Origin of the sequence: Pseudomonas sp. NPDC088368 (assembly GCF_044753445.1) — a bacterium.
GTDB classification, from domain to species: domain Bacteria; phylum Pseudomonadota; class Gammaproteobacteria; order Pseudomonadales; family Pseudomonadaceae; genus Aquipseudomonas; species Aquipseudomonas bambusae.
In genome coordinates this window covers 1-25,535 of the sequence record NZ_JBIVNG010000022.1, presented here as the reverse complement: position 1 = coordinate 25,535, position 25,535 = coordinate 1, and the positions used below count along the sequence as shown (strand labels likewise).

Here is a 25,535-nt window from a genome sequence, read left to right as displayed (position 1 = left end):
CTGGCGAAGGAGAACGGCATGGCTGATCCCGAATTCACCGCCTCGGGTTTGCCCGGTACTGGGTGGCGCGGCGCGGTTCGGCAGGTATGGCAGGCGCGGTTGGTGCGCAACATCGCCACCACTATTTCCGGGAGCGCGGGGGCGCAGGCGATCAACCTGGCGTTGATCCCGGTAATCATGCGAATCTACGGGCCAGAAGCCTTCGGCGTGGTCGGCACCTTTCAAAGCCTCACTATCATCCTCATCCCGTGGTGCGCCCTTACCTACCCGATGTCGATTGTGCTGCCGCAATCAGAGCGGGATGCCCGGGGTTTGATTCGCTTGTCGCTGTGGGTAGCGTCGCTGATCTGCGGCATCACGGCCCTGCTCTTGTACGGCTGGGGTGAACAGGCCTCCCATGCTTTTGGCATCGACCTGCTGATCCCCTACCTGATGTGGCTGCCTGTGGTCATGTTCAGTTCGGCCGTGCTGGAAATCACCCAGCAGTGGCTCTACCGAAATCAACGCTTCAACCTCACCGCCCGCGCCGCTACGTTTCACGCCTTGATCTATAACGCGACGCGCACGGGCGCCGGTCTGATCATGGCGACGGCGACGGCGCCGGTTCTGGTGATCACCAGTTCGCTCTATTACGTTATCCACAGCGCGCTGCTGCTGATCGGCATTCGCCTGCGACGGGAGCCGAGTGTGTTCAGGGCCTCGACGGAAGCGACGATCGAACCCCGTAAGACGCTGCGTCAGCTGGCGTCCGAATACCGGGACTTCCCGCTCTTCCGTGCGCCTCAAGTCTTGATCAATGCGCTGTCGGTGCACATGCCGACCTTGGTGCTGGCGTCCGCTTTCGGTGCTGTCCCGGCTGGCTTTTTCGCGCTGTGCCTGCAAGTGCTGGCAATGCCGAGCAACTTCATCGGCAAGGCCGTTGGCAGCGTGTATTACCCGCGCATCACCCAAGCGATTCATGCCCGAGAAGCCGTGACCGGTCTGTTGCTGCGTGGCGTGATGGGCATGTCGCTAGCGGGTTTGGTGCCTTTCGCGGCGCTGGTGATTGCCGGGCCATGGCTGTTCGATCTGGCATTCGGCGGGCAATGGCACACCGCTGGAGAGTACGCACGATGGCTGGCGATTTCTGAATTTGCCGGATTCATCGGTGGCCCCTGCCTGGTGGCCATCCCCGCGCTTTCGCTGCAAAAAACGTTTCTGGTGTTCGAAATCGTCAGCACCAGTCTGCGTATTTCGGCCGTGATGGCGGGCGCGTTTTTCTTCAAGGATGCACTGGCGGTGGTCATGGCCTTCGCCGCTGCGAACGTGCTGATCAACCTGTCGATGATTGTGATCGTGCTGATCGAAGGGCGGCGTTGGCATTGCCGTCTTCAGGCGGCGCACCCCTGACCTAAAAAAACGGTTTTTTCCGAATCGGGCGGCAGCCACGCCTGCCGTTCGCTCATCCCTCTTGAGGCTCTGCACCCATGAATACTGAAAAGGTTTGCGCGATCATCCTCAACTGGAACGGTGCCGAACAGACGCTGAACTGCATCCGCTCGCTTGAGGCCTGTGGTTCGATTCCGGTGATCGTCATCGATAACGACTCCCATGCTTCCGATTACAAAAAGTTGCTGAGTGACATGGTGCAGCGGGATGTCACCGACACGCTCATCACCACGCAAGAAGACATCGCGCACGAAGGCCGCCGGTACGACCGTTGCTTGATCAGGAACAACGGCAATCACGGCTACGCCGGTGGCAATAATGTTGGCATCGATTACGCGATTCGCGCCGGGTACGACTATCTCTGGATTCTGAACAACGACATCACCGTCGAACCCGGTGCGCTGGAACGGCTGCTCGACACGATGCACAGCGATCCTTATTGCGGATTCAGCGCGTCCGTTCTGGTCTACGCCGATAACCCGGACATGGTTCAGTGCGTGGGCGGCGGCACCGTTTACCCGTGGTTGGGAAAGACCAGGTTGATCGGTAAAAAAGCCGATCGCTCGCAACTTCCGCAGCTCAATCTGCCCACACCCGATTATCTGATGGGGGCGTCGATGCTGGTCTCCCGCAGGGTGGTCGAAGAAGTGGGCCTCATGGACGAGCGCTATTTCATGTACTCCGAAGAAGTGGATTGGCAACGGCGTGCAGCGGCCCGAGGCATCTCTTGCCAAGTCGCGCTGGGCAGTTTCGCCCGGCATGGCGACAGCGGCAGCACCAAAGGTAAAAGCCACCTGTATCATTTTTACCGGAACCGTGCCGCCATCATGTACAACCGCAAATTCCACTCCACTGCATGTTGCGTCGTTTCATCGCTGGCATTGGCGTCGATCACCGTGCTGCAAAACAGCCGTAGTCTGAAAAACATTCGCTATGGCCTGAAAGGCATCAGCGAGGGGTTCGCGTTTTCCTGGCGCTGAAGGGCTAACCCCCTGCCTTGTCTGGCTTCTCCCATGAAGGTATTTCGTCGTGACCAGAGCGCTTTTTTCATACCGGACGTTGCTGTTCATCCTGCTGTTTCTGAATTCGGCGTGCCTGTTTCTGACCGACAACAAAAAAGCCGGACTGCCCTACGTGCGCGAGCTGTTCATCGTTGCAGTCGTGGTGTCCGCGCTGGGGTTGCTGTTGGTCTGGAAACGGGCGCATCAGTCGAGAGCGGCGCTGTGGATCGTGTGCTTCGGCCTGCTGTTGCCATTGCTGTCAGCGTTCTTGGCCAACGCAAAATTCGGACAGCCCCTTCTCTACGGCATGCTCGAAGAGCGTCGCAGCTTTCTTTACCTGCTGTTCTTCCCGGCCCTGTTTCTGATGATCAGGGCGAAACCGACTCAGGACGAACTAGAGCGGTTTTTCCTGATCTCCGGCCTGGCCTGCGTGCTCGTTGGCTACCTGTATTACTTCGGCGTGCTGCCGGAAAACAACGACGTCACGTTCAACGTCGATGACAAGGATTATGGCCTCAACCCGCTCCGACCCAATCGCTTCAGCATTGGCGCGGCCTACGTGAGCGTCTGTGCCTACATGCTGATGTACCGCATCCGACGCGCCTACTCGCTGGGATCGGTCTTGCTGCTGTTGCTGTTCGCCTCCTATCTCTGGCTGGTGCTGCAAACACGCAACACCATGTTGATGTGGGTATTGGGAGGCATCTGGATCTTTCGCACACGTTGGGGCGTGCTGCTGAAAACCGGCGCAGCGGTGATCGGGATTGTGTTGGTCGCGTACTTCATCGCGCCCGATTTTTTCGAGGACCAATACCAGCAATTCAACGCGCTCATTGGCGAAGCCACCACCGAAGGCGGCGTGCGCGTGACCACCTCAGACATCGTTCTCCGAGAAGTCCCCGCGAATTATTACGTCGGCATGGGGGCGCTGTCGTTGCAGTGGCAGAGCGGTTTTGCGCGGCTGTACAACGCCTACTTTTACCTGTCGGACGTGGGGCTGCTGGGCGTGTTGTACCGCTTCGGCTTTCTTACCCCGCTGATCGCCGGGTTCTACTACTTCGGTTACTGGCGAATCATGCGCAAGTGCCGGCGCAAGGGTGATTTGCTCAGCGGCTTGCAGCTGGATTTCACCCTTAACGCGTTCAATTTTTTCCTGTCGACTTCGATCATGTACGGCGGCGATCTGACGGGGCTGGCGCTCGCGGCTTTCGTGTATTTTGCGCGCGCCTCGGCGGTGCGCGAGTCAAGCGTGGGTCGGCCCTTGCCGGAATCGGTATTTCAGTCACCCATCCAACCGCACCGCTGAGTCAGCGGCGGGCAGCGCCTGGGCCGTATTGTGTGCATGTGGGCGTGTCCAAGTATTTGGCCAACACCTGCCATTGCGGCCGGTCCTGGCCATCGATCGGTTCCAGGTTCATCGGCTCGCGGCCCCAGCTCTCTCCCGACGTCCAGTACGCCAGTGGCACGCAATACGGCTGCAAGTATTTGAGCAGGCGGTCCGCGGCTACCGCCCAGCGAGGGTCGTTATCCGGAAAACCCATTTCACCAATTTGCCCACGACGACCGTTTTTCTGTAGCCATTGAATGAAGGGCTTGACCCGGTTCACGCCGATATCGGGATCAATGGGACGATTTTTCGCGTCTTTGTAGGTGCCGCTGCCATTGCTGTCCAGATAGAGATGGGCAGAAAACACCAGGTTGTTGGCCGGGTCTTTCAGCTTCAGCAAGGCGTCGTTGTTCTGCGGCCAGCGGGCAGCGCTTGCCCAGTCACGACCCTCGACAATGATCAGCCGCTTGCGGTCCACCTTGCGAATGCCGTCGATCCCGGCCTGCGCGGCCTGCGGCCAGACGGCGTCGGAGTCGTCGTGGGGTTCGTTCATCAAGTCGTACGCATACAGCGCTGGCGCGTCGTGCCAGCGTTCGGCAATGCGCTGCATCAACTGACGGTAATGGTCGACGGTCACGTCGCGGCTGCCGATCACCTGCTGTCGATACCGAGCATAGTTATGCACATCGATGATCACGCCGATGCCTTGCTGGTTCGCCTGCATGAGCATCTTGTCTATCAACCCGGCATACGTGGGGTCCAGCCCATCGCCCAACACCGGCTGTAATCGCTCCCACTTCACTGGAAAGCGCACGGTGCGTATGCCCTTGGCTTTCCAGCGGGCGAAATAGCCTTCGCTGGGGAAGAAGTAGTCCGTTCCGTTTTCGCCCGGAAACTTGCCTTCCGACGACTCGGCCCCCGAGACGTTGATCAGCACCATGGGCAAGGTGGCCGCCTGGGCGGGGATGTATAGCCCCTGAAAGACCGTCAGCGTCAGGCCGGCCAACACCGATCTGCGCAACCACCTCATAGCGCGACTCATCCTCACCGTTTTTTCACCGCGGAAATCTCCCGGACGGAATTCGTGTTGTTCAGGCAACGCGCGGCTTTGCCGTGCCTGTTTGTTTCGTCGCTCCCGATGTTTGCCGCTGGTACCCGAGAGGGTCGCACACGCCGGATTCGCGCTGCTGTTCAGTGTGGTCCGGCACTGCACGCGATTATTCATTAGCAGGAGCCCGCCCTATGAAAGTGTTTGGAATCGAGTTCTATCGTGGACGACAACGGGAGCTCATCGACGAGCTGATCAACCTCACGGACGCCCCTTTTAAATACTTGGTGACTGCCAACGTCAATCACATCGTATTGCTCGAACATGACGAGCAGCTTCGCGAAGCCTATCGGTATGCGGGCCATCGGTTATGCGACAGCCGAGTGCTGTACCCCGTGCTTCAGCGCCTGAATGCAGGGATTGCCGAACCTATCCCCGGCAGCACGTTGACCCGGGCCATGATGAACATCGCCCAGCTCAGGCAATGGGACGTCACCGTTCTGGGGTGCGAGCGAGACGTCATCACAACGCTCAAACGCAGTTATCCCTCCGTGACCTTTCATCACTACAACCCGCCTATGGGCTTCATCGACGACCCGCAAGAGGTCGAGCGTTGCGTTGATTTCATCCAGCGACAGCATTCGCGTATGACCGTGTTTTCCGTCGGCTCGCCACGCCAAGAGGTTCTCGCCTGCGAGGTGTACAAGCGTGGCGGTGCCACCGGAGTCGGCTTGTGCACGGGAGCGTCGCTGATGTTTCTCTCAGGCAAAGTCAGGCGAGCGCCGATGTGGGTCCAGCGGCTTTCACTGGAGTGGCTGCATCGGCTGTGCACTGAGCCCAAACGGCTGGGTCGACGTTACGCGGTGGATGCCTACCGCATTCTGCCGATCATCGCTCGGCAGTTCCGTAATCGGTCGGGGACTTGATCCCGTCCAAGTGACTTAACCCGTTCTGTAGGAGCGAATTTATTCGCGATTGGCCGGTAGGGACGACACATCTCTATTGCCCGAACGATTTTCGCGAATAAATTCGCTCCCACAGTTTTTCATCTGCGTCACACAAAACCCCGTCGATCCGCATCGTCCGGGGTTTTTTGCGTTTTACGCCGTACCTTTTCCCATCGCCGCCCAATACGCTTTCAGGCCGCTGAACGAATGGGTGATATGCGCAGCCAACGCATGCCGTCGCGCCATCGCCGGTTTCTCGATGAAGTGCCAGGAGAACACCGCCGCCGCCAGCACAATCGGGAACGCCACCAGCATCATGGCCACCGGCCCGACGCCCTTGAACTGATGAGCCAGGATTTCTTGCACCGGAAACGCATAAATGTAGACGCCGTACGAGTAATCGCCCAACCGGTTGTAGCGGTCGATCAGCGGGTGGGTCGCGAAGCCGAGATAGAAGATCAGGTAGGTCCAGGCCAGCACGAAACACTCGCTGAAATATGGCGTCTTGTAAGACCCGACTGCCAGCGCAGCCAGCGGCAAAAGCCAAATGAAGCGGTGCGGGATGTGCTGCCGATAGCGGTACAGCGACATGCCCAGTACGAACGGCAAACCCCATGTGAAGAAGTATTGCAGGCGGTGCATGTCCGCCAGCAGCGTGGTGTTGGCCGACATCACTTTGAACGCGACATAAGCAATCGCGTACACCAGCAGAAACACGGCGAAGCGACGATTCTGCCCATAGCAGGCGAACACCCCTAGCCCGCCGACCAGCACGTACAACATCACCTCGTAGAACAGCGTCCACAGCGAGCCATTGATGCCAGGCCATGGGTTATCTTCGAACAGCCCCGGCAATTGAAACTGCATGCTGAACAGCGTCAGGTTGTGGCTCAGGTAACCGTATATTGCGCCCGAGCGGAAATATTCTTGTATGCCGAGTGTCGTAAAGAGCGGGCCGATCAGAAACACGCTGATCAACAGCACCAGCGTCAGCCCCGGGTAAATGCGCAAAAAGCGCGCAGAGACAAAATCAATCGTGCCGGGGGCGCGGTCACGGCTCAGCGAAATGAAAAAACCCGACACGCAGAAGAAGGTGATCACGGCCAACTCGCCCAGCGAGAGGCCCAGCCAACCGGACAAAGGCTCAACCGCCGTGCTGCCCTGCGACAGTGGGTAACTGTGCGAAATCAGCACGGCAGTGGCGGCGAGCATCCTGATCAGGTTGAAATTGTTGTTCCGTCTGGACGCCAGATCACCCAATGTATTCATACCGCCTCCGCCCGTTAAACGAGCAACCACGTTTCGATCCATTCACCGCTGTGATGCGTTGCGCAGAGAGACTGGCGCAACACCGAAGGGGCCATAGGCGTATCCCACGTTGAAACCATACGCCGACCGTGTACAGCGTCTAATTGCCATCACTAATCGGCCTGTGAATAACCCGGTTGCCAAAATATTGACCAAAGCTGCGGCGCGATAGATTTCTCTGCATCCTGCGCCGGTTTCCAGCCGTTTCCACGGCGTTAATTCTGGAAGTGAACATGCCTGCCGACTCTGCCAATGCGACACCGCTGCACACCATCGAAGGGCTGCGACTGCAAGGTGAGACTGCCGAGCAGTGGCGCGAATGGGGGCCGTACCTGAGCGACCGGCAATGGGGCACGGTGCGCGAGGACTACAGCGCAGACGGTGATGCGTGGGCTTTCTTCCCTCATGATCATGCTCGCAGCCGGGTGTATCGCTGGGGCGAAGATGGCTTGGCAGGTTTCTCCGACAAGTCCCAGCACTGGTGCCTCGGGCTGGCGCTGTGGAACGAGCGTGACCCCATTCTGAAGGAACGCTTGTTCGGCCTGAACAACGCGGAAGGCAACCATGGCGAAGACGTGAAGGAGCTGTATTTCCACGTCGATGGCGTGCCGAGCCACGCCTACATGCGCATGCTCTACAAGTACCCTCACGCTGCTTTCCCTTATGGCGATCTGGTGGAAGAGAACGGGCGTCGCGGGCTGGACGACCCTGAATACGAAGTGCTCGACACCGGCGTGTTCAACGACAACCACTACTTCGACGTCAGCATCGAATACGCCAAACACACGCCCGATGACATCTTCATGCGGGTCACGGTGGTCAACCGTTCGGATAGGCAGGCGCGTCTGCACGTCCTACCGCAACTCTGGGCGCGGGACATCTGGAGTTGGGGCGACGAGGTCGAGCGCCCTGCCCTGTCGCGTGTGGATAACGTGGTGACCGCTCGGCATCCCAAGGCGTCCGCGCGAGAAGCCACGGCCTGGGGGCATGAAACGGCCGAGTGGGTTTTTTGCGAAAACCGCACCAATGCGCCGAAGCTGTTCGGTCGTCCTGAAGCCGGCCCGTTCAAAGACGGCATTAATGACTGGCTGATTGGCGCAAACCCGGACGCGATTCATCGAGACTCGGGTACCAAGGCCGCCGCTCATTTCGTCCTGACGCTGGAAGGCGGCGCCTCCCAAGCGGTGTACCTCCGGTTTGCGCCCGCCGGTTCAGCCCACGTGAATGCCCGCGCGCTCTTCGATCAACGTCGCAGGGAAGCCGACGAATTCTACGGCGCCTTGCAGCACACGCTGGAAGACGCCGACGCCCGCAATGTTCAGCGTCAGGCGCTGGCCGGGTTGCTCTGGTCGAAGCAGCTGTATTACTTCGACGTTAAGGCCTGGCTCGCGGGTGACCCCGGACTACCCCCTTTACCTGAAGGGCGCTCGCACATTCGCAATAACCAATGGCGCCACCTGTGCAATTTCGACATCGTCTCGATGCCCGACAAGTGGGAATACCCGTGGTACGCCTCGTGGGACCTGGCGTTTCAGGCCGTGGCGTTCGCCTTGATTGACGTCGATTTCGCCAAGGATCAATTGCTTCTGTTGGTCAAAGACCGCTTCATGCACCCCAACGGCCAGTTGCCCGCTTACGAATGGCGTTTCGACGACGCCAACCCGCCCGTTCATGCCTGGGCTTCGTGGCGCGTGTACCAGATGGAGAAGGCGCAGAAGGGCCAAGGCGACGGGGTGTTTCTTGAAAAGGTTTTCCACAAGCTGCTGCTGAATTTTTCCTGGTGGGTCAATCGCAAGGACGCCGAGGGCCACAACATCTTTCAGGGCGGATTCCTCGGCTTGGACAACATCGGTCTGTTCGACCGCTCGGCCGCTCTTGCCCCCGGTTATCAGCTCGATCAGGCGGATGGCACGGCGTGGGTCGCGGGTTATGCGCTGGACCTGATGCGCATCGCGTTGGAGCTGGCGCAGCACAACGAGGTGTACGTCGACATTGCCGTGAAGTTCTTCGAACACTTCCTTTATATCGCTGGCGCGATCAACGAAGTCGACAAGGACGAAGTCGAAGGCCTGTGGAACGATCAGGACGGCTTTTTCTATGACGTGTTGCACCGGCCGGATGGCGTGCGTGAGTCCGTGAAACTGCGTTCCTTTGTGGGCTTGATCCCGCTGTTCGCCGTCCGCGTGTTGGAGCAGCGCGAACATGAAGGTCTGAGAGGTCTGCGTGAACGGTTGCTGGGTTTCCTGCATCACCGTCCTGATTTGGCGGCGCTGGTCTCGCGCTGGACCGAACCGGGCAAAGGCAATAGGTTGCTGCTGGCGCTATTGCGCGGCCAACGCACCAAAGACCTGATCAAACGCATGCTCGATGAAAGCGAATTTCTGTCGCCCCACGGCATCCGCTCGTTGTCTCGGTACTATGGCGAAACCCCATTCAGCATGAAGATCAACGGCAACACGCTGTCGGCGGATTACGAACCGGCGGAGTCGAACTCCCGTCTGTTCGGCGGCAACTCCAACTGGCGGGGGCCGGTGTGGATGCCCTTGAACTACATGCTGATCGAATCGTTGCGTGAGTTTCATCGCTACTACGATGAGAACTTTTCGGTCGAATACCCAAGCGGCTCGGGCTATCTGGCCTCGCTTGACGAAGTGGCTGACGGACTCAGCCACCGTATAAACAGACTTTTCCTACGCGACGAAGACGGCAACCGGCCTTCCATGGCCGGTTATCCACAGCTTGAAATAGACCCGCAGAGTCGGGATCTCGTGTTGTTTCACGAATACTTCCACGGCGAAAACGGCCGTGGCCTTGGGGCATCGCACCAGACGGGCTGGAGCGCGCTGGTGGCCCTTCTGCTTCAACCAAAGGCATAAACTCGTCGGCTGACTCGGCGAGACGCGCTGTATTAGGAAAGGGACGGGGTTAAAGGAGCGGTAACCGGATGTCGTTTCGCAAGTACCAGAAAGTGCTGGCCATCCCTCGGGTGCTGCCAGCGACGCTGTTCATGTTCGTTGCGGGTCTGCCGCTGACGATCATGACCCTCACGCTCAGTCTGCATGTGCTGAATGAAATGGGGCGCAGTTATTTCGATGCCGGTGTCGTCGCGACCGCCACGGCGTTGGGGTTTGCCGTGGGCTCGCCGCTGTTGGGGCGCAAGATCGATTCCCACGGTCTGCGCCCGGTGGTGGCCGTCAGCGGCACGATATCCACCGTCGCGTGGCTAGGTCTGCCGCTGGCGAGTTATCCCGTCTATGTCTGTCTGGCTTTTATTGCTGGCATGTTCACGGTGCCAACGGGTTCGCTGGCCCGTCAGTTCGTGGCCAGCCTGGTGCCTGAAGACCAGCGTCGCCCGGCGTATTCGCTGAACATGATGTTGATGGAACTGGGGTTCGTCATTGCACCTGCCACCGGCATTCTCCTGATCACGTCCTACTCAGCGACGGCGACCATCGTTGGTATCGGCGTGTGGCGGGCCATTTCGTACATCGTGCTGTACAAGCTGAACTGGCCTACGCGTTCTCTCGACGAAGCCGCTCAGAAGATACAGCGTGTCCGACCCAAGTTGAGGACGTGGATGAGCGGCCCGCTGCTGTCCGCAATGTTTGTCAGTGCGGCGGCGTTGTTTGTGCTCTACGGGACTGAGCTGGCGCTGATTGCTGTGCTGCGCGGCAATGGCGAAATCGCGTTTACGGGGTATGTGATCGCGGCCATGTCGCTGGCCTCGATCGCTGGTGGTTTTGTGCATGGCATCGTGCATCGCGCTTGGTCTCAAATGCAGTTGGCGGTGACCATGACGCTGTTAATCCTGCCTGTCGCAATGTTTGATCAGGTGTGGTGGTGGCTGTTGTTGGCTTTGTTGCCGAACAGTTTACTATGCACCCCTACATTGGCAGCGGGATCGGAAGCTGTCGCCAAACTGGCGCCTTCGGATGTGCGAGGCGAAGTGATGGGGCTGCATGACTCGGCGTATCGAATAGGCCAGACGCTGTCTGCCCCGCTCGTTGGCTTTGCCATCGACAGCCTTTCCCCTGCGATGGGGTTCGTTGCGGCAGCTAGCGGAGGGCTGGTTTTGATTGGGATGGCGGCGCTTTGCAATCTGTGGATATCCGCGCCGAAAACGCTTCCGTAAAAACGACATCGGTCTTGACCGCGAAGGCTCAAGACCGATGTTTTCAAGCGTAAAAAATATCTGTCAGAAAAAACTTATGCACGTTTTTGGTTCGATCATCGCCTCTGGAAATAAGCAACAAAATCAGAAGGTTATGAACGATTCTCAAAAATTTCACACATTTGGTGCACAGGTTATCCACAATTCACGCCGGTGATTTTTCCGGTGTGGGCGCTGGCATGACAGGCGAGCCTAGCGCCTTCTGCGTGGCCTCGTTCCAGGCGGACACCCGATCATTCAGCGCGGCAATCGCCCGCGGGCCAGTGCCTTCTGCATACATCGGCTCACCAATCACTACTTCGATAGTGCCGGGCTTCTTGGCCCACCCTTCTTTTGGCCAATACCTGCCCGCGTTATGGGCGATGGGCAGGACCGGCAATTCAGCATTTACTGCCATGGCCGAGCCGCTGCGTGAGAACTTGCCGATCTGACCGTAGGGCACCCGCGTTCCTTCCGGGAAAATCAGCACCCACACGCCGTCCTTGAGCAGTTCGTCACCCTTCTTGGCCACCACCTTGAGCGCGGCCTTCGGGTTGTTACGGTCAATGGCGATAGGGCGAAGCATCGCCATCGCCCAACCGAAGAACGGCACATACAGCAGTTCACGTTTGAGGACCTGACTCAGCGGCTGGAAATGCGCCGACAGGAAGAAGGTCTCCCACGTGCTCTGGTGATTGGACACGATCACGCACGGCGTCTTCGGCACGTTTTCCTGGCCGGTGACGTTGACCTTGATGTTAAGGAACACCTTCGTCAGCCAGACCGCACAGCGACACCAATACACGTTGATGAAGCGATAACGAACGCGGAAAGGCAGAAAAGGCGCAACGAAGAAACTCAGCGAACACCACAGCAGGGCAGTGGTGCCCAGCAGCAGGTAAAAGATGAAGATCCTGATGGCCTGCACTATCGACATAGCTGCTTTTACCGTTACGGGCAGTGCCCGGATGGAGCGTACCGTTGGACGACCGGTCAGTCGTTCGTTGATGCGCTGTTGTGAATAAGTTTTGCGGCAACCGCCGCCAGGTCGTCAAAAATCAACGTTCCTGCGGGCAACGGGTTGCTCCGCGTCTTGTGTCCTTTGCCGGTCATGACCAGAACAGGTTGAGAGTCGACGGCCACCGCCGCCTCCAGGTCACCCTTGCTGTCACCGACGAACCAGATTCCGCGAAGGTCCACGGCGTAATGGTTGGCAATGTTGCGCAGCATGCCCGGCTTGGGCTTTCGGCAATCGCACCCCGCGTCCGGGCCATGCGGACAATAAACGATCAGGCCGACCTCGCCGCCCTGCTCCGCCACCAGTGCGCGCAAACGGGCGTGCATGGCGTCCAGCGTGGCGAGGTCGTAATAACCGCGAGCAATGCCGGACTGGTTGGTGGCCACGGCCACTGTCCAGCCCGCCTTGCTCAACTGCGCGATGGCCTCGATCGAGCCGGGAATCGGAATCCACTCCTCCACCGACTTGATGTAAGCGTCGGAGTCTTCGTTGATCACCCCGTCCCGATCGAGAATCAGCAGTTTCAAATCATGCGCTCCGGCGTTAGCCCAACAGGGAGATGTCAGCGACGCCGAGGAACAGATTGCGCAGACGCGCCAGCAACGCATAACGGTTGGCGCGCACGCTGGCGTCTTCGGCGTTGACCATCACGGCCTCGAAGAAGGCGTCCACCGGCTCGCGCAGTGCTGCCAGACGGGCCAGCGCTTCGTTGTACTGACGGTTGGCGGACATTGGCGCGACGGCCTGGTCTGCCTGCTGAATCGCCGAGTACAGCGAGAACTCATTGGCGTTGTCGAAGTATTTTGGCTCGACGGTCTGGGCGATGCTGCCCTCGGCCTTGCTCAACAGATTCGACACGCGCTTGTTCACGGCGGCCAGTGCAGCGGCTTCCGGCAACTTGCGGAACGCCTGAACTGCTTGCACGCGCTGGTCGAAGTCCAGCGCCGAGCCCGGTTGCAGGGCACGAACCGACAGGTAGACCGAGACATCGACGCCTTCGTCTTCATAACGCGCACGCAGGCGGTCGAAGATGAACTCCAGCACTTGCTCGGCCAGTCCGGCCGGTTTGACCTTCGCGCCAAACTGAGTGACGGCGAATTGCACGGTCTTGATCAGGTCCAGGTCCAGCTTCTTCTCGATCAGAATCCGCAGGATGCCCAGCGCAGCGCGACGCAGTGCGTACGGGTCTTTGCTACCGGTTGGCAGCATGCCGATGCCGAAGATGCCGACCAGGGTGTCGAGCTTGTCAGCGATGGCCACCGCTGCACCGGTCAGGGTGCTTGGCAACTCCGCGCCCGCGCCACGCGGCATGTACTGCTCGTTCAGCGCCAGTGCGACGTCTTCCGGCTCGCCATCGGCCAGCGCGTAGTAGTAACCCGCCACGCCCTGCATTTCAGGGAATTCGCCAACCATCTCGGTCGCCAGGTCGCACTTCGACAGCAAACCGGCACGGCCTGCGCGCTGAGCATCGCCACCGACGCGTGGCGCGATGAACGCGGCCAGCTTCGACACGCGCTCGGCTTTGTCGAACACAGTGCCCAGCTGGGCCTGGAACACGACGTTCTGCAGGCGCTGGTTGAAGGTTTCCAGCTTCTGCTTCTTGTCCTGTTTAAAGAAGAACTCGGCGTCGGTCAGGCGTGGGCGAACGACTTTCTCGTTACCCAGGACGATCTGCGACGGGTCCTTGCTTTCGACGTTGGCGACTGTGATGAAGCGCGGCAGCAGCTTGCCTTCAGCGTCCAGCAGGCAGAAATACTTCTGGTTGTCCTGCATGGTGGTGATCAGGGCTTCTTGCGGCACCTCAAGGAAACGCTCCTCGAACGAGCACACCAGCGGCACCGGCCATTCGACCAGCGCGGTCACTTCGTCCAGCAACGCAGGCGGTACGATGGCGGTGCCTTCGTGTTGGGTCGCCAGTTCGTCGACACGCTTGCTGATCAGCGCACGACGCTCGTTGAAATCAGCCAGCACGTGAGCGGCACGCAGGTCGCTGGCGTAGTTCGCTGGCGAGGTGATACGGACGCTTTCCGGATGATGGAAACGGTGGCCACGGGATTCACGGCCAGCGGTCTGGGCGAGGATCGTGCAGTCGATGACCTGGTCACCGAACAGCATCACCAGCCATTGGGTCGGACGCACGAACTCTTCCTTGCGCGCACCCCAGCGCATGCGTTTCGGGATCGGCAGGTCGTTGAGCGAGTCTTCGATGATGGTTGGCAGCAGGCTTGCGGTCGGTTTACCGGCGATGCTCTGGCTGTAACGCAGCTTCGGGCCGCTCTGATCGATTTCGCTCAGGTCGACGCCACACTTCTTGGCGAAGCCAAGAGCTGCCTGGGTCGGATTGCCGTCGGCGTCGAACGCCGCCTGACGTGGCGGGCCGTCCAGATTGACGCTGCGGTCCGGCTGTTGGGTTGCCAGCTCGGTGATCAACACGGCCAGACGGCGCGGCGCGGCATACACCTGCTTGGCGCTGTAGGTCAGGCCAGCGGCTTGCAGGCCTTTTTCGATACCGGCCAGGAACGCGTCGGCCAGGGTGTTCAGTGCTTTGGGTGGCAGTTCTTCGGTGCCCAATTCAACCAGGAAATCTTGAGCACTCATTGTGCAGCCTCCAGCTTCGCCAACACTTCGTCGCGGATATCAGGTGCGGCCATCGGGAAGCGAAGCTTGGCCCGGGCCATCAAGTACGCCTGGGCGACGGAGCGGGCCAGGGTGCGTACGCGCAGGATGTATTGCTGACGCGCAGTCACGGAAATCGCGCGACGGGCATCCAGCAGGTTGAAAGTGTGCGAGGCCTTGAGGACCATTTCGTAGCTCGGCAGTGGCAGCTCGGCTTCGATCAGACGCATCGCTTCGCTTTCGTAGAAGTCGAACAGTTCGAACAGTTTGTCGACGTTGGCGTGTTCGAAGTTGTAGGTCGATTGCTCCACTTCGTTCTGGTGGAACACATCGCCGTAGGTCACTTTGCCGAACGGGCCGTCAGTCCAGACCAGGTCGTAGACCGAATCGACGCCTTGCAGGTACATCGCCAGACGCTCAAGGCCGTAGGTGATTTCGCCGGTGACCGGGTAGCACTCGATGCCGCCCACTTGCTGGAAGTAGGTGAACTGCGAGACTTCCATGCCATTGAGCCAGATTTCCCAGCCCAGGCCCCAGGCGCCCAGGGTTGGAGATTCCCAGTTGTCTTCGACGAAACGCACGTCGTGGACCAGCGGGTCCAGACCGACGTGTTTCAGGGAGCCGAGGTACAGCTCCTGGAAGTTGTCCGGGTTGGGTTTCAGAACCACCTGGAACTGATAGTAGTGCTGCAGGCGGTTAGGGTTCTCGCCGTAACGGCCATCGGTAGGACGACGGCTCGGTTGTACGTAGGCGGCGTTCCAGGTTTCCGGGCCAACGGCGCGCAGAAACGTGGCGGTGTGGAAAGTGCCGGCGCCCACTTCCATATCGTAGGGCTGAAGTACCACACAACCTTGCTCAGCCCAGTATTGCTGGAGGGCGAGGATCAAGTCTTGGAAGGTACGCACGGCTGGCGTAGGCTGGCTCACGAAATTCACCTGTACTGGGGGGCTGCGATTTAAAGAGCGGGAGTATACCCGATTCAGCAGCGCCTCCACCCTTGGGAGCCCTATGCCACGCTGCTTTTGGTGCAACGAAGAGCCGATTTACATGGACTACCACGACCAAGAGTGGGGTGTGCCGTTGCGCGACGCGCAGAAGCTGTTCGAGTTTCTATTGCTCGAAGGGTTCCAGGCCGGCCTGTCGTGGATCACCATTTTGAAGAAACGCGCCCGCTACCGCGAAGTGATGTTCGACTTCGACGTGCGCCGGATCGCGGCCATGACCGACGCTGAAATCGAAGAATTGATGCTGGAGCCGGGCATCGTTCGCAACCGCCTCAAGCTCAACGCCGCCCGCAAGAATGCACAGGCCTGGTTGCGCCTCGAAGACCCGGCGGCGTTTGTCTGGTCGTTCGTCGGTGGGCAACCCAAAATCAATCACTTCCAGGGGCGCAGCGAAGTCCCGGCGATCACCCCTGAGGCCGAGGCCATGAGCAAGGCGTTGAAGAAAGCGGGGTTCACGTTCGTGGGGCCGACCATCTGTTATGCCTATATGCAGGCGACCGGAATGGTCATGGACCACACGACGGATTGTGATCGGTATGCCGAGTTGGCGAACGCGTGAGAGATGAACATCTGTGGGAGCGAATTCATTCGTGAAAAATCTGCCAGGCGATAGAGATGCATCGGCTGTACCGGCCTATCGCGAATAAATTCGCTCCCACAGGGGATATTCGTTCAGCTCAGCGGGCGACAGTGAGTTGGGCGAACGCTTGTGCTGAATGGTTACAATGCCCGCCTCATCGATTCAGGAGTGATCTGTGGATAAGTTCAAAGGCGCCATGATGGTCGGGGCGTTGCGATTGTTTGCATTGTTGCCTTGGCGCGCCGTGCAGTGGGTGGGTACCGGCATCGGCTGGCTCATGTGGAAACTGCCCAACCGCTCCCGCGAGGTGGCGCGGATCAACCTCTCCAAGTGTTTTCCCGAGCTGAGTTCGAGCGAGCTTGAGGCGTTGGTCGGTCGCAGCCTGATGGACATCGGCAAGACCCTGACCGAAAGCGCCTGCGCCTGGATCTGGCCTGCGCAAAAATCGATCAATCTGGTGCGCGAAGTCGAAGGGCTACAGGTGCTGAAAGACGCGCTGGCCTCCGGCAAAGGCGTAGTCGGTATCACCAGCCACCTCGGCAACTGGGAAGTGCTTAACCACTTCTATTGCAGCCAGTGCAAACCGATCATTTTCTATCGCCCGCCAAAGCTCAAGGCGGTGGATGAACTGCTGCGCAAACAGCGCGTGCAACTGGGTAACCGCGTCGCGGCCTCGACCAAGGAAGGCATTCTCAGCGTCATCAAAGAAGTGCGCAAAGGTGGCTCGGTGGGCATTCCGGCTGACCCGGAGCCAGCAGAGTCGGCGGGTGTCTTCGTGCCGTTTTGTGGGACGGTGGCGCTGACCAGCAAATTCGTGCCGAACATGTTGGCCGGTGGCAAGGCCGTCGGTGTGTTCCTGCACGCGATGCGCCTTGAGGATGGCTCAGGCTACAAGGTGGTCCTGGAAGCCGCGCCGGACGACATGTACAGCACCGACACCGAAACCTCGGCGGCGGCGATGAGCAAGGTCGTGGAGAAATATGTACGGGCGTATCCGAGCCAGTACATGTGGACGATGAAGCGCTTCAAGAAACGGCCTGAGGGCGAGAAGCGCTGGTATTGATCTTCAGGACATGTGCTGAACCTGTGGGAGCGAATTCATTCGCGAGAGGCCAGCGCGGGCGATGCATATTCGTTGCCTGCCACATCGCATCGCGAATGAATTCGTTCCCTCAGTGATCCGGGGCGCTCTAGAATCCGTCGAGCGCTTCCGGTCGCGTTACTCGGCCTTGCGATCCAGCTTTTTGAGAAACACCGTCATCTCCTTCTCGGCCTGCTTGTCACCATGGCCGACCGCCGCTTGAATCCCCTGCTCCCACGCCTGACGAGCCATCAAGTTATCCCCTGAAGCGAGCCAGGCCTTGCCAAGCAGCTTCCACGCCGCCGAGTATTTCGGGTCGAATTCGACACAGCGCTGCAAATGCTCCGCTGCCTTGGCATGATCCCCGGCATCGAGATAACCCTTGCCCAGCCCGAAGCGCAGCAAGGCGTTGTCCATGCCCTTGGCGAGCATCTTTTCCAATGATTCGAGCACGCGGACCCCTCCTTCAGAAAAAGCTCAACCCGACCTGAAACAGACGTTCCACGTCGCGGATATGCTTTTTATCCACAAGGAACATGATCACGTGGTCGCCGGATTCGATGACCGTGCTGTCGTGAGCGATCAGCACTTTGTCCGCACGAGTGATCGCGCCAATGGTGGTACCGGGCGGCAGGTTGATGTGCATGATGGCCTTGCCGATCACCTTGCTCGACTTGGCATCGCCGTGGGCCACGATCTCGATGGCTTCCGCCGCGCCCCGCCGCAATGAATGCACGCTGACGATATCGCCGCGCCGTACGTGGGCCAGCAACGTGCCAATGGTCGCCAGCTGCGGGCTGACGGCGATATCGATCTCCCCGCCCTGCACCAGATCCACATACGCCGTGTTGTTGATGATGGTCATGACCTTCTTCGCTCCCAGCCGCTTGGCCAGCAGCGAGGACATGATGTTGGCCTCGTCGTCGTTGGTCAGCGCCAGGAACAGGTCAGCGTTGTCGATGTTCTCTTCCATCAGCAGGTCGCGGTCCGAAGAGCTACCTTGCAGGATCACCGTGTTATCGAGGGTGTCCGACAGGTAGCGGCAACGCGCCGGGTTCATCTCGATGATCTTCACCTGGTAACGGTTTTCGATGGCCTCGGCCAGTCGCTCGCCAATCTGCCCGCCCCCGGCGATGACAATGCGTTTGTAGCTGACGTCCAGCTTGCGCATTTCGCCCATCACCGCACGAATGTCCGCCTTGGCGGCGATGAAGAAGACTTCATCGTCAGCCTCGATCACCGTATCGCCTTGAGGAATGATCGGACGATCACGACGGAAGATGGCCGCGACGCGTGTATCGACTTCCGGCATGTGGGCGCGTAACTGGCGCAGTTGCTGACCCACTAATGGGCCGCCGTAATAGGCTTTCACGGCCACCAGCTGCACCTTGCCGTCCGCGAAGTCGATGACTTGCAGCGCGCTCGGGTATTCGATCAGGCGCTTGATGTAGTTGGTGACGACCTGTTCGGGGCTGATCAACACGTCCACCGGAATGGCATCGTTGTCGAACAGACCCGAGCGGGTCAGGTACGCCGACTCGCGCACACGGGCGATCTTGGTCGGCGTATGAAAGAGGGTGTAGGCGACCTGGCAGGCGACCATATTGGTTTCGTCGCTGCTGGTCACGGCGACCAGCATGTCGGCATCGTCTGCCCCGGCCTGACGCAGCACGGTGGGAAATGAGCCGCGGCCCTGAATGGTGCGAATGTCCAGACGGTCGCCCAGCGCTCGCAGGCGATCCGGGTCGGTGTCCACGACGGTGATGTCATTGGCCTCGCTGGCCAGATGCTCAGCCAGCGTGCCGCCCACCTGGCCCGCACCGAGAATGATGATCTTCAATCAGCCTCTCCCTGAAATGTGTTGCGTCGCCCTGCGAATGACTTTGTGGGAGCCAGCAAGCCGGCTTCCACAGGTGAAGATGTGTTCACGCAGACGCAGCGATCTTGATCAGCTTCGCGTAATAAAACCCGTCATGCCCGCCCTCCTGTGCCAGCAACTGCCGACCGTGAGGCTGTTTCAGCCCCGGCGGCGGGTTGCCTTGCTGACCGGCGATGTCCAGCTCGCGCGCCCCCGGTGTGCGGGCAAGGAAAGCCTCGATCACTTCAGTGTTTTCAGTGGGCAGCGTCGAACAGGTCGCGTACAGCAAGATCCCGCCCACTTGCAGCGTCGGCCACAGCGCGTCGAGCAGTTCGCCTTGCAAAGTCGCCAAGGCGGGAATGTCGTCGGCCTGACGGGTCAGCTTGATGTCCGGGTGACGGCGGATCACACCGGTTGCCGAACACGGCGCATCGAGCAGGATGCGCTGGAACGGCTTGCCGTCCCACCATTGATCGGTGGCGCGGGCGTCCGCGGCGATCAGTTCGGCAGTCAGCCCGAGACGGTCGAGGTTCTCTTTCACACGCACCATGCGCTTGGCTTCAAGGTCCACCGCAACGACACCGGACAAGCCCGGTTGCACTTCCAGCAGATGGCAGGTCTTGCCCCCCGGCGCGCAGCACGCGTCGAGCACGCGCTGACCCGGCGCCAGCTCCAGCAGGTCGGCGGCCAGTTGCGCGGCCTCGTCCTGAACGCTGATCCAACCCTCGGCGAAGCCCGGCAGCGAGCGGACGTCGCCGGGTTCGGTCAACACGATGCCGTCTTGGCTGAACGAACTGGCAATGGCCGAGATGCCGGCGTCTTGCAGCATTTGCAAGTATTGCTCGCGGGTTTTGTGACGGCGATTGACCCGCAGAATCATCGGGGGGTGCGCGTTGTTCGCGGCGCAGATGGCTTCCCAATGCTCGGGCCATGCAGCCTTCAAGGCTTTTTGCAGCCAGCGCGGGTGAGCAGTGCGGACTACCGGGTCGTGTTCCAGCTCGATCAGCAACGCTTCGCCTTCACGCTGAGCGCGGCGCAACACGGCATTGAGCAAGGCTTTAGCCCACGGCTTCTTCAGTTTGTCAGCGCAACCGACCGTCTCGCCAATGGCAGCGTGAGCGGGAATACGCGAATAAAACAGCTGATACAGGCCTACGAGCAGCAGCGCCTGAACGTCGTTATCGGCTGCCTTGAAGGGCTTTTGCAGCAGCTTGGCCGCCAACGCCGAAAGACGAGGCTCCCAACGCGCCGTGCCTAACGCCAGGTCTTGCGTCAGGCCGCGATCACGATCATCCACCTTGTCGAGTTGCGTGGGCAACGAGCTGTTCAGCGAAGCCTTGCCACTGAGCACGGCAGCCAAAGCCTTGGCGGCGGCCAGACGCGGGTTCATTGCGCGTCAGCCGAGAGACCCAAAACGGTCCCGGTCGCGAACTTCTCACGACGGCTGTTGAACAGGTCGGCGAACCCCAGCGGTTTACCGCCCGGCAATTGCAAGCGGGTGAGGCGAAGGGCCTGTTGCCCACAGGCGACGATCAGGCCGTCTTTGCTGGCGCTCAGAATCGTACCCGGCTCGCCCTGGCCTTCTGCGGTTTGCGCGGCCAGCACTTTCAAGGCTTCGCCGTTGAGGGTGCTGTGGCAGATCGGCCACGGGTTGAAGGCACGCACCAAGCGCTCCAGCTCATCGGCCGGACGCGACCAGTCGATGCGCGCTTCATCTTTATTCAGTTTGTGAGCGTAAGTTGCGAGGCTGTCATCCTGCACTTCGCCCACCAGCGTGCCCTCGGCCAGACCCGCGATGGCTTGCACCACGGCAGGTGGGCCAAGTTCGGCCAAGCGATCATGCAACGTGCCGCCGGTGTCTTCGCCCGTGATTGGCGTGACGACCTTGAGCAGCATCGGGCCGGTGTCCAGTCCTGCCTCCATACGCATCACGGTCACGCCACTTTCGGCGTCGCCCGCTTCCACTGCGCGCTGAATTGGCGCCGCACCGCGCCAGCGAGGCAGCAGCGAAGCGTGGCTGTTGATGCAACCGAGCCGCGGAATGTCGAGGACCACTTGCGGGAGGATCAGGCCGTAGGCAACGACGACCAGCAGATCCGGCTTGAGCGCGGCCAGTTCGGCCTGGGCCTCGGGGGCGCGCAAGGTCGGCGGTTGAAAAACGGGAATGGCGTGTTGCAGGGCGAGTTGCTTGACCGGGCTTGGCATCAGCTTGTGGCCACGACCCGCCGGGCGATCAGGCTGGGTGTAGACCCCAATCACGTCGTAAGGGCTGTCGAGCAGGGCTTTGAGGTGTTCGGCAGCGAATTCCGGGGTGCCGGCGAAGACGATGCGCAATGGCTCAGTCATGGGCTTCTCGTTGTGTAAAAAAGAAAAGGCCTCAGCAAGAGGCCTTTTGGGTGAGGGATCAAGCGTTCTGCTTGTGCTGTTTTTCCAGCTTTTTCTTGATCCGGTCACGCTTGAGTGTGGACAGGTAATCGACGAACAGCTTGCCGTTCAGGTGATCGCATTCGTGCTGGATGCACACGGCGAGTAGGCCTTCGGCGATCAGTTCGTAGGCCTGGCCGTCGCGGTCCAGCGCCTTGACCTTGACCCGCTGCGGGCGGTCGACGTTCTCGTAGAAACCGGGAACGGACAGGCAGCCTTCCTGATACTGGTCCATCTCGTCGGTCAGCGGCTCAAGCTCCGGGTTGATGAAAACCCTGGGCTCGCTGCGATCTTCCGAGAGATCCATTACAACGACGCGCTTGTGTACGTTAACCTGCGTCGCCGCCAGACCGATGCCAGGCGCTTCGTACATGGTTTCAAACATGTCGTCGACCAACTGGCGAATGCCGTCGTCCACAGCAGCCACCGGCTTGGCGATGGTGCGCAGGCGCGAATCGGGAAATTCGAGAATGTTTAAAATGGCCATATACGTAAGAGATGCACTTGTAGGGTAAAGTCAAAATCGGCTGCTAGGCTTGGGGGCGTTACAAGACAAGCGGGCAGCCCTTGTAAAACAGAAGTCTCGCAAGACTCCACGTTTCACGCGAAGCCAACATGATAAAGGGATTCACCGCATGAGGAAATCACTACTCGCCCTGCTGCTGTTGGCCGCGACAGGCCTTGTCCAGGCGCAAGTACAACTCAAGGAAGGCCATCCAGAGCGCTACACCGTTGTCGCCGGTGACACGCTTTGGGACATTTCCGGCAAGTTTCTCAGTCAGCCATGGAAATGGCCGCAGCTCTGGAGAGCCAATCCGCAGGTTCACGACCCGGATCTGATCTACCCCGGCGACACCCTGACGCTGATCTACGTGGACGGCCAACCGAGGATCGTCGCCAATCGTGGCGAGTCTCGCGGCACCATCAAATTGTCACCGCGTGTCCGTAGCACGCCGATTGCCGACGCGATTCCCACCATCCCGTTGGGTGCGATCAATGCGTTTCTGCTGAACAACCGCATCATCGACACCCCTGAAGAATTCGAAACCGCCCCGTACATCGTGGCCGGCAACGGCGAGCGCGTGCTCAGCGGCGCCGGCGACCGCATCTACGCCCGTGGCCAATTCAGCCCGGACCACGTGTCGTACGGGGTCTTCCGTAAGGGCAAGACTTACTTCGATCCAGAGACCAACGTTCCGCTGGGCATCAACGCCGACGACGTGGGCAGTGGTGAAATCGTGGCGGCCGAAGGTGACATCGCAACGTTGCAGATGCAGCGCTCTACGCAGGAAGTCCGTTTGGGCGACCGTCTGTTCGTCAGCGAAGAACGTGCGATCAACTCGACCTTCGTGCCGAGCGAGCCGCAGCAGGAAATTCGCGGCACGATCATCGACGTGCCGCGCGGCGTGACGCAAATTGGCGAGTTCGACGTGGTCACTCTGGACCGGGGCAAGATGGACGGTCTGGCCGATGGCAACGTGTTGGCGATCTACAAGGCGGGTGAAACGGTGCGTGACCGACTCACCGGCGAACAGGTGAAGATTCCCGACGAGCGCTCGGGGCTGTTGATGGTGTTCCGCACCTACAACCACCTCGCTTACGGCATGGTCTTGCACGCGACCCGATCGTTGGCGGTCAATGACCGGGTGCGCAATCCGTAATCCTATGTATCAGCTCTAAAACACTTTTTTCCACCGGCATGCTTCACTTATCTAAACGTTGTCAACAGAGTTATCCACAGGTTGGCCCACCTTTTGAGGTGGGTCGCCGGTCAAGGAAGATCTCATGCCGATGTTCGAAAAAGTGGGGCAGTCGCCTGCCGAACTAGAGGCGCGCCTGCGTCTCCATCGCTTGCCTGAAATTGGCGGCAAGCGTTTTCAAACTCTCATCAATGCCTTCGGCAGTGCCTCTGCTGCCCTGAGTGCGCCAGCCTCCGCCTGGCGTTCTTTGCGTCTACCCGCGATCAGTGCCGACGCCCGACGCGAGCCGAGCGTACGCGATGGCGCCAGTGCTGCATTGGCCTGGCTAGAGCGGCCGGGCCAGCATTTACTGATGTGGGACGACCCGGACTACCCCGCTCTGCTGGCCGAAATTCCTGATCCGCCGCCACTCCTTTTCGTCGCCGGTAATCGCGCTTTGCTTGATCGCCCACAGTTGGGAATGGTCGGCAGTCGGCGTGCCTCCCGACCCGGACTCGACACCGCTGCCGCGTTTGCACGAAGCCTGGCGGGCGCCGGATTTGTCGTCACAAGCGGCTTGGCGTTGGGCATCGATGGGGCTGCTCATCAGGGTGCGCTGGACGTTAAAGGCGCCACGATTGGCGTCCTGGGAACAGGGATCGAAAAACTTTATCCACAGCGGCACCGTCAGCTCGCGGCGAACATGGTGGCCCACGGTGGTGCGGTGGTTTCGGAGCTGCCGTTGGATGCTGATCCTCATGCCAGTAACTTTCCGCGTCGGAACAGGATCATCAGCGGCCTGTCGTTGGGCGTGCTGGTGGTAGAGGCGAGTGTCGCCAGTGGTTCGCTGATCACGGCGCGGCTGGCGGCGGAGCAAGGCCGCGAGGTGTACGCCATTCCGGGGTCGATCCATCATCCCGGTGCGCGGGGCTGTCATCAGTTGATTCGGGAAGGCGCGACACTGGTCGAAACCGTCGATCATATTCTTGAGGGTTTGCAGGGATGGAAGAACCTGGCGCCCGCTCAATCGCCTGTGGAAACCCCCGCCAAGCCCGACCATCCCCTGCTGTCGCTGCTGCACGCTGCGCCGCATACCAGCGAAGCGCTGTCCGCCAGCAGCGGGTGGCCGCTGCCGAAGGTGCTGGTGGCGCTGACGGAGCTTGAGCTGGACGGCTGCGTGGCGAGTGAAGCAGGACGATGGTTTGCCCGGGCACGCTGAGGTTAAACTGCCGACCAGCGTTTATTCGGAGAGCGAACGATGGTCAGCAGTTGGCGTGTGCAACAAGCCGCACAAGAAATTCGTGCCGGGGCGGTGATTGCCTATCCAACCGAAGCGGTCTGGGGTTTGGGCTGTGATCCTTGGGATTTCGAGGCGGTGTACCGTTTGTTGGCGATCAAGGCGCGGCCTGTGGAAAAAGGCCTGATCCTGATTGCCGACAATATCCGTCAGTTCGACTTTCTGTTCGAAGACTTCCCGGAGCTGTGGATCGACCGCATGGCCAGCACCTGGCCGGGCCCGAACACCTGGCTGGTGCCGCACCAGGGCCTGCTGCCCGACTGGATCACCGGCGGACGCGACACCGTGGCCCTGCGCGTCAGCGACCATCCGCAAGTCCGCGAACTGTGCGCCCTCACCGGCCCGCTGGTCTCCACCTCAGCCAACCCCACCGGCCGCCCGGCTGCCCGCTCCCGCTTGCGGATCGAGCAGTATTTCCATGGGCAACTGGACATGGTGTTGAACGGCGAACTGGGCGGCCGCCGCAATCCGAGCGTGATTCGGGATTTAGTGACGGCTGAAGTGGTGCGTGCGGGTTAAGCCCTCGCATTGATCGTTCCGTGCGGGAACCCTGCCAGTCCTTAGGAGCTGGCTTGCCTGCGATCTGCCCGGGGGCGCGTCCGACCGCAGCGGCAGCAGAACCGGTGAATGCGGTGCGTCTGGTACAACCAAGGTGTCAGGTTTTACGACTGCTACGCAGCCGATCGCAGGCAAGCCAGCTTGTATGGTAAGACTCGAAGGGGTGGGTGGGACCAAAAGCCAGCTTCTGACTGTTAGCAGCAGTACAGAC

Annotated in this window: 22 protein-coding genes; 11 read left to right on the top strand and 11 right to left on the bottom strand. The window is 60.0% G+C overall.

Annotation, left to right across the window (positions count from 1 at the left end; genetic code table 11):
- The first annotated feature begins 18 nt into the window (after window positions 1-18).
- The 3 genes from ACIQAL_RS31065 (at window position 19) to ACIQAL_RS31055 (ending at window position 3,735) form a co-directional block, all read left to right on the top strand.
- A complete protein-coding gene (locus ACIQAL_RS31065; RefSeq protein ID WP_401152460.1) occupies window positions 19-1,389 on the top strand; it encodes a lipopolysaccharide biosynthesis protein in 1,371 nt (456 codons plus the stop codon).
- A 77-nt stretch (window positions 1,390-1,466) separates the two neighbouring features.
- Window positions 1,467-2,408, top strand: a complete 942-nt coding sequence (locus ACIQAL_RS31060) for a glycosyltransferase family 2 protein (protein WP_401152458.1) — start codon at window positions 1,467-1,469, stop codon at window positions 2,406-2,408.
- 49 nt (window positions 2,409-2,457) lie between these two features.
- Window positions 2,458-3,735: a hypothetical protein gene (locus ACIQAL_RS31055; protein ID WP_401152455.1), complete on the top strand. Its 1,278-nt coding sequence runs from the start codon at window positions 2,458-2,460 to the stop codon at window positions 3,733-3,735.
- Between the two features lies 1 nt (window position 3,736).
- On the opposite strand, the gene ACIQAL_RS31050 is transcribed toward ACIQAL_RS31055, so the two are convergent.
- The gene (locus tag ACIQAL_RS31050) at window positions 3,737-4,786 is read right to left on the bottom strand and encodes a glycoside hydrolase family 5 protein (RefSeq protein WP_401152453.1); all 1,050 of its coding nucleotides are present in this window, start codon (window positions 4,784-4,786) and stop codon (window positions 3,737-3,739) included.
- Between the two features lie 212 nt (window positions 4,787-4,998).
- Between ACIQAL_RS31050 and ACIQAL_RS31045 the strand changes: the two genes are divergently transcribed.
- Window positions 4,999-5,730: a WecB/TagA/CpsF family glycosyltransferase gene (locus ACIQAL_RS31045; RefSeq protein ID WP_166593923.1), complete on the top strand. Its 732-nt coding sequence runs from the start codon at window positions 4,999-5,001 to the stop codon at window positions 5,728-5,730.
- Between the two features lie 174 nt (window positions 5,731-5,904).
- On the opposite strand, the gene ACIQAL_RS31040 is transcribed toward ACIQAL_RS31045, so the two are convergent.
- On the bottom strand, window positions 5,905-7,020 hold the full coding sequence (locus ACIQAL_RS31040; protein ID WP_401152450.1) for an acyltransferase family protein: 1,116 nt from the start codon (window positions 7,018-7,020) through the stop codon (window positions 5,905-5,907).
- A gap of 272 nt (window positions 7,021-7,292) precedes the next feature.
- Here ACIQAL_RS31040 and ACIQAL_RS31035 point away from each other — a divergent pair, with 272 nt between their 5' ends.
- Together ACIQAL_RS31035 and ACIQAL_RS31030 are read left to right on the top strand one after the other, a co-directional pair.
- Window positions 7,293-9,935 (top strand): MGH1-like glycoside hydrolase domain-containing protein, encoded by a 2,643-nt coding sequence (locus ACIQAL_RS31035; protein WP_401152448.1) that lies wholly within the window; start codon window positions 7,293-7,295, stop codon window positions 9,933-9,935.
- Window positions 9,936-10,003: 68 nt separating this feature from the next.
- The gene (locus tag ACIQAL_RS31030; RefSeq protein ID WP_401152445.1) at window positions 10,004-11,191 is read left to right on the top strand and encodes an MFS transporter; all 1,188 of its coding nucleotides are present in this window, start codon (window positions 10,004-10,006) and stop codon (window positions 11,189-11,191) included.
- Window positions 11,192-11,375: 184 nt separating this feature from the next.
- Here ACIQAL_RS31030 and ACIQAL_RS31025 read toward each other — a convergent pair whose 3' ends face one another.
- From ACIQAL_RS31025 to glyQ, 4 genes are read right to left on the bottom strand one after another with little or no spacing between them, the layout of a single operon-like run.
- Entirely contained in the window at window positions 11,376-12,146 is a 771-nt protein-coding gene (locus ACIQAL_RS31025) for a 1-acyl-sn-glycerol-3-phosphate acyltransferase (RefSeq protein ID WP_166593919.1), read from the bottom strand.
- Window positions 12,147-12,202: 56 nt separating this feature from the next.
- Window positions 12,203-12,754 (bottom strand): D-glycero-beta-D-manno-heptose 1,7-bisphosphate 7-phosphatase, encoded by a 552-nt coding sequence (gene gmhB, locus ACIQAL_RS31020; RefSeq protein ID WP_401152442.1) that lies wholly within the window; start codon window positions 12,752-12,754, stop codon window positions 12,203-12,205.
- 16 nt (window positions 12,755-12,770) lie between these two features.
- Window positions 12,771-14,825, bottom strand: a complete 2,055-nt coding sequence (gene glyS / locus ACIQAL_RS31015; protein WP_401152439.1) for a glycine--tRNA ligase subunit beta — start codon at window positions 14,823-14,825, stop codon at window positions 12,771-12,773.
- Window positions 14,822-15,769, bottom strand: coding sequence for a glycine--tRNA ligase subunit alpha (gene glyQ / locus ACIQAL_RS31010; RefSeq protein ID WP_401152436.1), 948 nt, complete (start codon window positions 15,767-15,769; stop codon window positions 14,822-14,824). Before glyQ ends, glyS begins: the two co-directional genes overlap by 4 nt.
- An 82-nt stretch (window positions 15,770-15,851) precedes the next feature.
- On the opposite strand from glyQ, the gene ACIQAL_RS31005 reads away from it, so the two are divergent.
- A complete protein-coding gene (locus tag ACIQAL_RS31005) occupies window positions 15,852-16,406 on the top strand; it encodes a DNA-3-methyladenine glycosylase I (RefSeq protein WP_401152434.1) in 555 nt (184 codons plus the stop codon).
- A gap of 196 nt (window positions 16,407-16,602) precedes the next feature.
- The gene (locus ACIQAL_RS31000) at window positions 16,603-17,490 is read left to right on the top strand and encodes a lysophospholipid acyltransferase (RefSeq protein WP_401152431.1); all 888 of its coding nucleotides are present in this window, start codon (window positions 16,603-16,605) and stop codon (window positions 17,488-17,490) included.
- Window positions 17,491-17,646: 156 nt separating this feature from the next.
- Here ACIQAL_RS31000 and ACIQAL_RS30995 read toward each other — a convergent pair whose 3' ends face one another.
- The 5 genes from ACIQAL_RS30995 to def form a co-directional block, all read right to left on the bottom strand.
- Window positions 17,647-17,961, bottom strand: a complete 315-nt coding sequence (locus ACIQAL_RS30995) for a tetratricopeptide repeat protein (RefSeq protein ID WP_401152429.1) — start codon at window positions 17,959-17,961, stop codon at window positions 17,647-17,649.
- A 13-nt stretch (window positions 17,962-17,974) separates the two neighbouring features.
- Complete coding sequence (gene trkA / locus ACIQAL_RS30990) at window positions 17,975-19,348, bottom strand: Trk system potassium transporter TrkA (RefSeq protein WP_166593912.1); 1,374 nt, start codon at window positions 19,346-19,348, stop codon at window positions 17,975-17,977.
- An 85-nt stretch (window positions 19,349-19,433) separates the two neighbouring features.
- The gene (gene rsmB / locus ACIQAL_RS30985) at window positions 19,434-20,756 is read right to left on the bottom strand and encodes a 16S rRNA (cytosine(967)-C(5))-methyltransferase RsmB (RefSeq protein ID WP_401152426.1); all 1,323 of its coding nucleotides are present in this window, start codon (window positions 20,754-20,756) and stop codon (window positions 19,434-19,436) included.
- A complete protein-coding gene (gene fmt / locus ACIQAL_RS30980) occupies window positions 20,753-21,712 on the bottom strand; it encodes a methionyl-tRNA formyltransferase (RefSeq protein WP_401152424.1) in 960 nt (319 codons plus the stop codon). Before fmt ends, rsmB begins: the two co-directional genes overlap by 4 nt.
- Window positions 21,713-21,770: 58 nt before the next feature.
- On the bottom strand, window positions 21,771-22,277 hold the full coding sequence (def, locus tag ACIQAL_RS30975; protein ID WP_401152422.1) for a peptide deformylase: 507 nt from the start codon (window positions 22,275-22,277) through the stop codon (window positions 21,771-21,773).
- Between the two features lie 148 nt (window positions 22,278-22,425).
- On the opposite strand from def, the gene ACIQAL_RS30970 reads away from it, so the two are divergent.
- The 3 genes from ACIQAL_RS30970 (at window position 22,426) to ACIQAL_RS30960 (ending at window position 25,285) form a co-directional block, all read left to right on the top strand.
- The gene (locus tag ACIQAL_RS30970) at window positions 22,426-23,451 is read left to right on the top strand and encodes a LysM peptidoglycan-binding domain-containing protein (protein ID WP_401152419.1); all 1,026 of its coding nucleotides are present in this window, start codon (window positions 22,426-22,428) and stop codon (window positions 23,449-23,451) included.
- Between the two features lie 124 nt (window positions 23,452-23,575).
- On the top strand, window positions 23,576-24,688 hold the full coding sequence (gene dprA, locus ACIQAL_RS30965) for a DNA-processing protein DprA (RefSeq protein ID WP_401152417.1): 1,113 nt from the start codon (window positions 23,576-23,578) through the stop codon (window positions 24,686-24,688).
- 39 nt (window positions 24,689-24,727) lie between these two features.
- Window positions 24,728-25,285 (top strand): L-threonylcarbamoyladenylate synthase, encoded by a 558-nt coding sequence (locus ACIQAL_RS30960; protein WP_166593906.1) that lies wholly within the window; start codon window positions 24,728-24,730, stop codon window positions 25,283-25,285.
- Window positions 25,286-25,535 lie beyond the last annotated feature (250 nt).